Genomic DNA, 8,472 nt, shown 5'->3' on the forward strand with positions numbered 1-8,472 from the left:
ACGCCAGCCGCCCGGCGCCAGGCCAGTTCCTGCAAGGCTTTACCGCATCAGGACGGCCGCTTCATCACGCAACTGGTCGGCGTGCTCGCCACGTACGGCTCGAGTCGCTTGACGGGCGCGAAGGTGTAGCCGGTGTTTTCCACGCTGTAGGGATTGGTCTTGTCGACCTTCTGCCACTTGGAGATGAACACCGCCTGCTGCATCTGGTGGTCGGACTTGCGCATCGTCGCCTCGCCCGCGAAGCTCTTGATGGTCATGCCTTCCATCGCCGCGGCCACTTTCGCGGGGTCGGTCGATCGGGTCTTGGCCATGGCGATCAGTTCATTGGCGCTTCTGTAGGGACAGTCGGACCGAAACACAAGCGCTGTCGCGTCGGTCGTCACGCGGGCCACCGGCAGCAACCATTCAAGGGGTAAACATGGGCGGCTAGTGGTTGACGATCGCCTGCTCCGGCAAGCCGGCCAGGGTCGAGAACGTGAACAGCAACGTGTAGCCATCCGGCTTGCTTTGCGTGACCGCTGCGGCGCCGATGGCACCCCCCGCCCCCGCACGGTTCGAAGTGACAACGGGCTGGCCCAGGCTGCGCTGCAACGATGGTTGAAGTGCGCGCAGGGCCGTGCCCAAGCGGCGTCGGTATGGTTCCTATCTGGGCGAGATCAGTCCAGCGCCAGAGAACCTCGTCAACCGCGACTTCACCGCAGGTGCTCCCAACGAGAAATGGCTCACCGACATCTCGGAGTTCCACATTCCGGCAGGCAAGGTGTATCTGTCGCCTGTGATCGACTGCTTCGATGGCAATGTGGTCAGTTGGACGATCGGGATGCGCCCGGACGCGCAGCTCGTGAACACGATGCTGGATGCAGCCATCGAAACGATCGACAGCGCTAGCCGGCCTGTCGTGCATTCGGATCGCGGCGCCCACTATCGATGGCCGGCACGTATCGCGGATGCCGAGCTGACGCGTTCGATGTCTCGCAAAGGCTGTTCGTCCGACGATGCGGCCTGCGAGGGCTTCTTCGGTCGACTGAAGACCGAATGGTTCTATCCTGGCAACTGGCAATTAACGACCGTTGCGCAGTTCACCCAGGCCTTGGACTCTTACATCCGCTGGTACAACGAGAAGCGCATCAAGATGTCCCTGGGCGCGCGCAGCCCTCTTGACTACCGTCGAAGCTTGGGGCTCATGGCATAACCAGTCCAAGAATTCCGCCGCACCCCCGTCGTGAGTTAGAAGTTCGCAGACAAAACCTTTCGACGCTGGAGAGGATGTCGTCGGCAGTCTTCGACCACACGAAGGGCTTCGGCCTGGCATTGTTGATGTCCAGATACTCCCGGATGGTCTGCTCGAGTTGTCGTGTGGAGCGGTGGGTGCCGCGCCGGATGCATCGCTGCGTCAGAGCTGCAAACCAGCGCTCGACCTGATTGAGCCAGGACGCCGAAGTCGGCGTGAAGTGCACATGAAATCGTGGATGCCGGGCCAGCCAGGATTTGATCGACGATGTCTTGTGCGTGCCGTAGTTGTCCATGACCAGGTGGATGTCCAACACCGGCGGAACGCTCGCCTCCACAGTGCGCAGGAACTGCATGAACTCGCTGCTGCGGTGGCGACGATGCATCTCGCCAATGACCGAGCCGGTGGCGATGTCCAGTGCTGCAAACAGCGTGGCTGTGCAGTGACGCTCGTAGTCGTGGGTACGCCGCTCCGGGATGCCAGGAGCAAGCGGCAACAGCGGTTGCGTGCGATCGAGCGCCTGGATCTGGCTCTTCTCGTCCACGCACAGCACCATCGCCATCAAGGGCGGGTCCATTTAAAGGCCGACGATGTCGCGCACCTTCTCGACGAACATCGGATCAGTCGACAGTTTGAAAGTTTCTTGGCGATGGGGATGCAAGCCAAAGGCGCGCCAGATGCGTGAGACGGCCGTCTGCGAGAGCCCGGATTCGCTGGCCATGGTGCGTGTGCTCCAGTGGGTCGCGCCGCGCGGCACGGTCTCAAGCGTCTTGGCGATCACTGCATCGACGCGTGCATCGTCGATGGTTCTTGGTGCGCCAGAACGCGGCGCGTCCAGCAGGCCATCGAGTCGACGCTCGACGAACCGTGCCCGCCACTTGCTGACCATCTGTGGCGTGACGCGCTGGCGTGCAGCGACCACCTTGTTGTCCTGCCCATCGGCGCACGCCAGCACGATCCGCGCTCGCAGCGCCAGTGCCTGCGCTGTCTTGCGTCGCAGCGTCAGAGCCTTGAGCGCTTCACGCTCGGCGTCCGTCAGAACCAGTGTCGCTTTGGGTCTTCCGCTCATTGCAGGCCTCGTCGATTACGTACGGTACACGAGAGACTCGAGCCTTCAGAAATAGTTCAGCGAACTTCTAACTCACGACGCTAGTCTACTGAACCATTGAAATTGGCTGTGTATGCCCCAGTTGCGAGGCATGCACAGAATGAAGCTGACCCCGCAAGAACGTGACGAGCTTGAGGCGGTGATGCGCAAGCGCAGCGGGAGCGCGGCGCTGGCGCGGCGGGCGCGCTGTGTGTTGCTGTGGGTCGATGGAGAGCGGCGTGTGGACATTCGCACCAAGCTGGCGTGCAACGATGGCTTGGTGAGCCGCTGGACGCGGGCATTCGAGTTCGAAGGCGTGGCCGGACTGGTGTCGCTGCATCCGGGTCGTGCGCCCAAGCGGCCTGTGGCCAAGCTGGAGGCGCGGGTGCTGAACAAGACGCTCAAACACAAGCCTCTGGATGGCTCGACGCATTGGAGCAGTCGCAAGCTGGCCGCCGCGCTGGGCGACGTGTCGTTCTCGGCGGTGCAGCGCATCTGGCGCAAGCACGGTGTGCAGCCGCACCGGCTGGAGCGTCACCTCGTCTCCAACGACCCGGACTTCGAGGCCAAGGCGGCCGATGTGATCGGCCTGTACCTGAATCCTCCTGCGCACGCGGCCGTATTTTGCGTGGACGAGAAGACGGCCATCCAGGCGCTCGATCGCAAGGACCGCATGTTGCCGCTGGCGCCTGGGCGCGCGGAGAGTCACGGTTTCGAATACAAACGCAACGGCACCTTGAGTCTGTTCGCCGCACTGAACACCGCCACCGGCGAAGTCATCGGCAAGACCGCCGCACGCCACACGAGCGAGCAGTTCGTTGCCTTCCTGCAGGACGTGCTCGCCAGTCAGCCCGCCCAACGAGAGATTCACGTGATCTGCGACAACGTCAGCAGCCACAAGACCGAGCTGGTGCAAACCTTTCTTGCAGAACACAGCCAGGTCCGGATTCACTACACGCCGACGTATTCCTCGTGGCTCAACCAGGTGGAGAACTGGTTCTCGCGCATCCAGCGAGACGTGATCAGCCGAGGCATCTTCGCCTCGGTCAAGGACCTCGACAAGAAGCTCATGCGCTACATCAAAGCTCACAACAAGGACCCCAGGCCGATCAAGTGGAAGTACGACAATCCAAATCGTCGATACCGCCAATTCTTTTGATTCAGTGGACTAGTCTAGTATTGTCGGTCGACTACTCGCGCAAATATTCGTTTATCGCGTCTTCGGCAATTTGACATATCTGTCATTGGCATCCAAACGGTTATGGGAGCAAAGTCGTAATGTCGCACCCCAGCAAAGTTCAGATGTCGCAAAGTTGGTTGCCCCGAGCGCCAAGGCATCGCCGTTGCGACAACTCTTGCGACAACCACTAGATGATGCGGGGAACCGATCTCGCGCGCCTTGCTCTTCAAGGCCCGAGAAAACAAGGACAAGTTGAGCAGCACGCGGCGTGTGGCAACTAAGCAAGTCAAACCCGCGTGGCTGGCGTCAACTACTCTGTCCACGCGTGTTGCCTCACGAAGGAATGTTACCCAGTGAAGTTGTCGGGTTTGATTTCATTTTTCTAATGTCTTCCGGGCACGCAGCGCCCCCTCTCTTGGCTCGGCCGTGCACGTTCAACGGGCAGCAGCTGAAGGCAGCGCTGGCCTTCTCAGTTGTCCCAGGATCAGGTCCTTGACCTTCTCGGCCCGCTAGGCTTTGACACGGCGTTGCAGCGTTCGCAACTGTGCCTTGGTGGGGTAGGCGTCGGGCAACATGATCGAGAGGCGCTCCATCAGCTCCTTGGCTGTCGCCGTCGGCGCATCGTCGAGCCAGCCTTCCACGACGCCCCATGCGTGTTCGAAGGGATCTGCGCGCGTTCTCCACCAGCGCTCCGGCAATGGACTCTTGCGATGAGTTGGGCGAACTTCGCCAGCCTTCCATGCCGTGGCGAGACTGTCGAGGAACGCCGTCACCTCCACGCTTCCTGCCGATGTTGTCGATGCACCGGTAGGAGAGGCGGCAAGGTCGCTCAACACCTGCTGAGCTACCCGGATGTCACGCAGCAGCAGCACCGGGTCGAGCTGTTCGAACTGCACACGCAGCTTGCGTTTCACATCTTCGGACACCCGGTCGGAAGTCAGCAGCCTGTCGCACGGTGTCGCCGGTGGGTAGTAGGTCTTGTGCACACGGGCACCGTCGCGCGACTTCGACTTCAGCTTGAACGAGGGCTGGAAGAAGTTGACGTACAGCCGCGAGGCGCTGTACAGCTGCGCCAGCGCGCGCGTTGCTGGCAGGCCCGACAGTCTTGCGTAACCGACGAGACGTCGCACGATCGAGCCGTTCTTCTGCTCGACCCAAGCCTGGTCATTCTTGCGGTATGCACGCGAGCGCGTCTGCTCCAGGCCATGCGCCCGGCAGTAGTCGAAGACGGTCTGGTTCATGAAGGCGCTGTCGTTATCGGTGTCCACGCCGAGCATGCCGAAGGGAAGTACTGCACCGACGATGGACAGGGCTTTCACGATGAGCGCCTGGTTGCGAACGGGCATCGCGACGCATTCGGTCCAGCCGTTGGCGATGTCGGTGAACGTCAGGGTATTGACGAAGTCGCTGCCGACCTTGGAGCCGCCGCAATGTTCGACCATATCGACCTCGAAGAAGCCCGGCGGCGGGTCTCTCCAGTCGGCAAAGGTCCGGACCGGAACGCTGCGCCGGATGGCTGCATCCACGCCTGTTCTGCGTTTGCGCTGGCCGTCGATGCTGGCACGCGTGGCGGCCAGGGTGCGGTCGATGGTGGCGGCACTGATCTGCATGAGCCGGGCGCGGACATCCGCGTGAAGCTGCAGATGACCGTGCCGCTCCATGGCAACGACGAGGATCGGGATGAGCGTCTTCAGGCGCTTGCCGCAGACGCGGTCGCCTGCTTCCCACAACACGATCAATGCTTGCCGTACCGCTTCGTCGTACACGCGGTTCCTCGGCGGTCGCGCCGGCTTCGGTGATGCATCTGCAAGCAAGCGGATCGCGTGCTTGCGGTGATAGCCGGTGACGGCCACGAACTCATCGAGGATGCGGCGCCGGTCGACGCCGGATGCCCGGTGGTATCGCTCACGGATCGCCTCAGTGAGCTCCTTGCGTGTGGTCATGCTGACTTGCGTCTTCACGTTGCTTGCTCCCGCCGGACCATCCGGTGGGTAGCAAATTACGTGAGGCAACAGGTCAGCATGGGTAGCAAAACTACTGAGTCAATGCGACCGGACAAACCAATTGTCGCCAACCACCCGCGTCAGCTTGGCCCAATGGCCCGCGCTACTGCGAAACTCCGCCCGTTCCGGGCTCCGTGCCCAGCCATGCGGGGATGTCTCGTTGGCCGTGAAGCACTCGCCAAACATCGACGGAATCTTCGCGCTCAACGTAAAAGATCAGATACTGATAACGCGTCAGCTGCCAGGAGCGAAGCCCGGGAAGATTCAGTTCATGCGCGTAGCGACTGGATCCGGTTGCTGGGTAGCGGCCGATGTGGGCGTAGGCGCGCTCCAAAGCGTCGATGAAACCCATGGCCGCCTGCACGGCATCCTCGCCCAGGTAATAGTCGACCGCAGCCTCGACGTCTGCATTGGCCCTTTCACGGGCGACGATCGGCTTGGACTTCACCCGCGCTCTGGGGACTTGGTGCAACCATGCACTCGCTCTCGAAGGCTGCTGAAGTACTGCGTGTCGTTCGGCGCCGCCGCAGGGGAAGCGGCACCTTCCAAGAGCAGCCCGCGCAGCTGCAACCGGTCCGCGTCCTTGCGGATCAGCTCTCGGACGTACTCGCTGCTGGTGCCATAGCCTCGCTGCACAACTTGCTCATCAACAAAGCATTTCAGCGAGTTCGGAAGCGAAATGTTCATGGTGCTCATGATTCGCATCATAAGAAGTTTGGCAAAACTTGGCAAACTCAGGGGCGGCTGTTCTGCTAACGCGCTCTCGCCGGCACGTAACAGAACTATCCGTGGGACTTATTGGCTGGACACCCAGACGCATCGAAACGACTGAGTTTCAATACTTCCCGGTAAAAAACTCCATTGGCGCCGTGTCTGATTGTCGATGTACCGATAGTTCGGTTGAGTGGGCGCGGTTGGTGGGAGGGCAAAAGGGTGATCGAACTCCTGCCCAAATTTACCTTTCGCGATCGATCTGGCGTTGTCCTTGGCGCGAAGTGTCGTTTCAAGGGTACTCGGTTAGTCTGACCACTTTGCGATCGCTGCAGGAAGTAGACCATGATGCTCATCGAGGTTAGCTAGACCAACATTAATGGACAGCACGATGGGCGGATAGATGTTCAAGAAATTCAGGCAAGATTAACTCGCACCAGACACGGCGCTCCAGCAAGCCCCGCACGACGGGGCCCCGCTTGTCCTGGCCATCGACAGCATGGCCTATGGCTTCATCAAGTCGATGATATCGGCAAGCATTTAACGATGCCTCCTTGCGCCTTCGCCGGCGCCTGCGCAGCGCTGAATTGATATCAATCAGCAGCCAGACCGGGTTTTTTCAGATGAATGTCAATCCGACAATTGATAGTGGGCTTCGTGTCGCGTCAGTAACGGGCTCCACTTCCGGCATCGGCGCAGCTATCACGCACAGGCTAATCCACGCGGGCTCTGCAGTGGTCCGTCATTCGCGCAGTTCTGGAAAGATAGGTCGGGCAATGGCTGCTGAAATGAAGCAGGCTATTTACGTCCAAGCCGACCTTTCGTTGGAAGCCGACAGGGTCCGGCTTGTTAGTGAGGCAATCGCCGCGTGGGGTCAACTGGACGTGCAGGTCAACAACGCAGGCATCAGTAGAGTCATTTCGCACGGCGACCTTGCTTCAGCAACTTCTGCGGTCTGGCACGAACTCCATGAGGTCAATGTCGTAGCGCCGTTCCATCTCGTCGCATTGGCTGAGTCAGCTTTGCGGGACGCTGCCCGGTTCCGCCGAGCGGGTAGCGTGGTCAACATCACCTCACATGCGAGCATCAGTGCCAAAGGCGCGCCATTCCCTACGCGGCCAGCAAGGCTGCACTTAACCACGTGACCCGCTTGCTTGCACTTTCACTGGGGCCCGACATTCGCGTGAACGCCGTTGCGCCTGGTTTGGTCGATACGCCTCTGACCGCAGAATGGACTGGCGCACAAGAGTTGTGGCGCAAGCGTTCCAATGCGCCGCGCTGCAAGTCCGGACGACATCGCTCCCGCAGTTGCCATGCTCGTTGCCTCGGATTACCTGACAGGTGAAGTGCTGCTGTTGGACGGCGGATCGAATCTGACCTAGGGTGGTGTGATGGACGGCGTGTGTACGGGTGACCAATACAAAGTTGCCATTTTCAATTGGATGTTGGATTCCAACGCGTCCACTCATCGCGATCGAGTCCCGCAGGTGAATGACCAGAGGATGTGGATACCAGCGAGATCGTCATCCGACCGACGGCGAGCGCGCATTGAATCGACAACCTCGGTCGAGCTGAGGCCAACGTGCCGATTGTTGAGGAACTCAACCCAATGATCAGATCTCCTTCCCAATGATCAGGGATGGCGCAGTCCGCGATTTTTGCGAAACGTTCACTATCGCTGGCCCGGTTGGTTATCGGGGATGGGCGGCGCAAAGCTGGCTCGCTCAATGTCTCGCTGCGTATTTCAGCGATCGTGGACGCCTGTTTCAGGCTGATCGTGGACGGGGTTTCAGCGCCATCTTGGATGGCGCAGGGACGCGCGCAAGCGATAGGTTCAATGTATCTCAGTCGTCCACGATCAGTTTGAAACGCACTTGCGCGAAGCGATTGATTCGGGGTTTGGCAAGGGGCGCGGCGCAGACTTATCCACGGCGGCGGGCGGCGCTTGCGACGTACCGGCCGACGCGGTGGATAAGTCGTCTTCAAGCTCACGGGCGCTTGGGGTGAGCGCGGCATTCATTGCATTGGTTCCTCGTCGCGCAGCGACTTGCCCTTAAGCTCGATCTTGTGGCTGCTGTGCACAACGCGGTCCAGGATCGCGTCAGCGAGCGTCGGATCGTCCAGGTAGGTATGCCACGCCTTGACCGGCAACTGGCTGGTGATCGACGTCGAGCGCGTGCCCACGCGGTCGTCCAGCACCTCCAGCAGGTCGTTGCGCTCGGGGGCGCCCATGGGGGAGATCGCGAAGTCATCAATCACC

The 8,472-nt window shown here is 60.6% G+C and carries 6 protein-coding genes and 4 pseudogenes; 3 read left to right on the top strand and 7 right to left on the bottom strand.

The genetic code is table 11. The features are described from left to right. Nucleotides 1-47: 47 nt before the first annotated feature. Both RCH10_RS26630 and RCH10_RS26635 read right to left on the bottom strand, forming a co-directional pair. Nucleotides 48-314, bottom strand: a pseudogene (locus RCH10_RS26630) (ABC transporter substrate-binding protein); the annotation flags it as partial. 112 nt (nt 315-426) lie between these two features. Beyond that, the gene (locus tag RCH10_RS26635; RefSeq protein ID WP_409054716.1) at nt 427-624 is read right to left on the bottom strand and encodes a tripartite tricarboxylate transporter substrate-binding protein; all 198 of its coding nucleotides are present in this window, start codon (nt 622-624) and stop codon (nt 427-429) included. Between RCH10_RS26635 and RCH10_RS26640 the strand changes: the two are divergent. Next, nucleotides 614-1,192: pseudogene (locus tag RCH10_RS26640) on the top strand (IS3 family transposase); the annotation flags it as partial. The gene RCH10_RS26635 and the pseudogene RCH10_RS26640 sit on opposite strands and share 11 nt — an antisense overlap. Here RCH10_RS26640 and RCH10_RS26645 read toward each other — a convergent pair. Next, nucleotides 1,182-2,300, bottom strand: a pseudogene (locus tag RCH10_RS26645) (IS630 family transposase). The pseudogenes RCH10_RS26640 and RCH10_RS26645 sit on opposite strands and share 11 nt — an antisense overlap. A 130-nt stretch (nt 2,301-2,430) precedes the next feature. On the opposite strand from RCH10_RS26645, the gene RCH10_RS26650 reads away from it, so the two are divergent. Then, entirely contained in the window at nt 2,431-3,477 is a 1,047-nt protein-coding gene (locus RCH10_RS26650) for an IS630 family transposase (RefSeq protein ID WP_409054721.1), read from the top strand. A 530-nt stretch (nt 3,478-4,007) separates the two neighbouring features. On the opposite strand, the gene RCH10_RS26655 is transcribed toward RCH10_RS26650, so the two are convergent. The 3 genes from RCH10_RS26655 to RCH10_RS26665 form a co-directional block, all read right to left on the bottom strand. Next, the gene (locus RCH10_RS26655) at nt 4,008-5,441 is read right to left on the bottom strand and encodes a transposase (protein WP_409054717.1); all 1,434 of its coding nucleotides are present in this window, start codon (nt 5,439-5,441) and stop codon (nt 4,008-4,010) included. A gap of 163 nt (nt 5,442-5,604) precedes the next feature. Beyond that, nucleotides 5,605-5,949 (bottom strand): type II toxin-antitoxin system RelE/ParE family toxin, encoded by a 345-nt coding sequence (locus tag RCH10_RS26660; RefSeq protein ID WP_409054718.1) that lies wholly within the window; start codon nt 5,947-5,949, stop codon nt 5,605-5,607. Then, a complete protein-coding gene (locus RCH10_RS26665; protein ID WP_409054719.1) occupies nt 5,946-6,197 on the bottom strand; it encodes a type II toxin-antitoxin system ParD family antitoxin in 252 nt (83 codons plus the stop codon). Before RCH10_RS26665 ends, RCH10_RS26660 begins: the two co-directional genes overlap by 4 nt. Nucleotides 6,198-6,835: 638 nt before the next feature. Here RCH10_RS26665 and RCH10_RS26670 point away from each other — a divergent pair. Beyond that, nucleotides 6,836-7,594, top strand: a pseudogene (locus tag RCH10_RS26670) (SDR family NAD(P)-dependent oxidoreductase). 634 nt (nt 7,595-8,228) lie between these two features. Here the strand turns inward: RCH10_RS26670 and RCH10_RS26675 are convergent. Continuing rightward, on the bottom strand, nt 8,229-8,472 hold a 244-nt coding region (locus RCH10_RS26675; protein ID WP_409054720.1), incomplete at its 5' end, for an ATP-binding protein.

Source organism: Variovorax sp. GrIS 2.14, from assembly GCF_046115955.1.
Taxonomy (GTDB): Bacteria; Pseudomonadota; Gammaproteobacteria; order Burkholderiales; family Burkholderiaceae_C; genus Variovorax.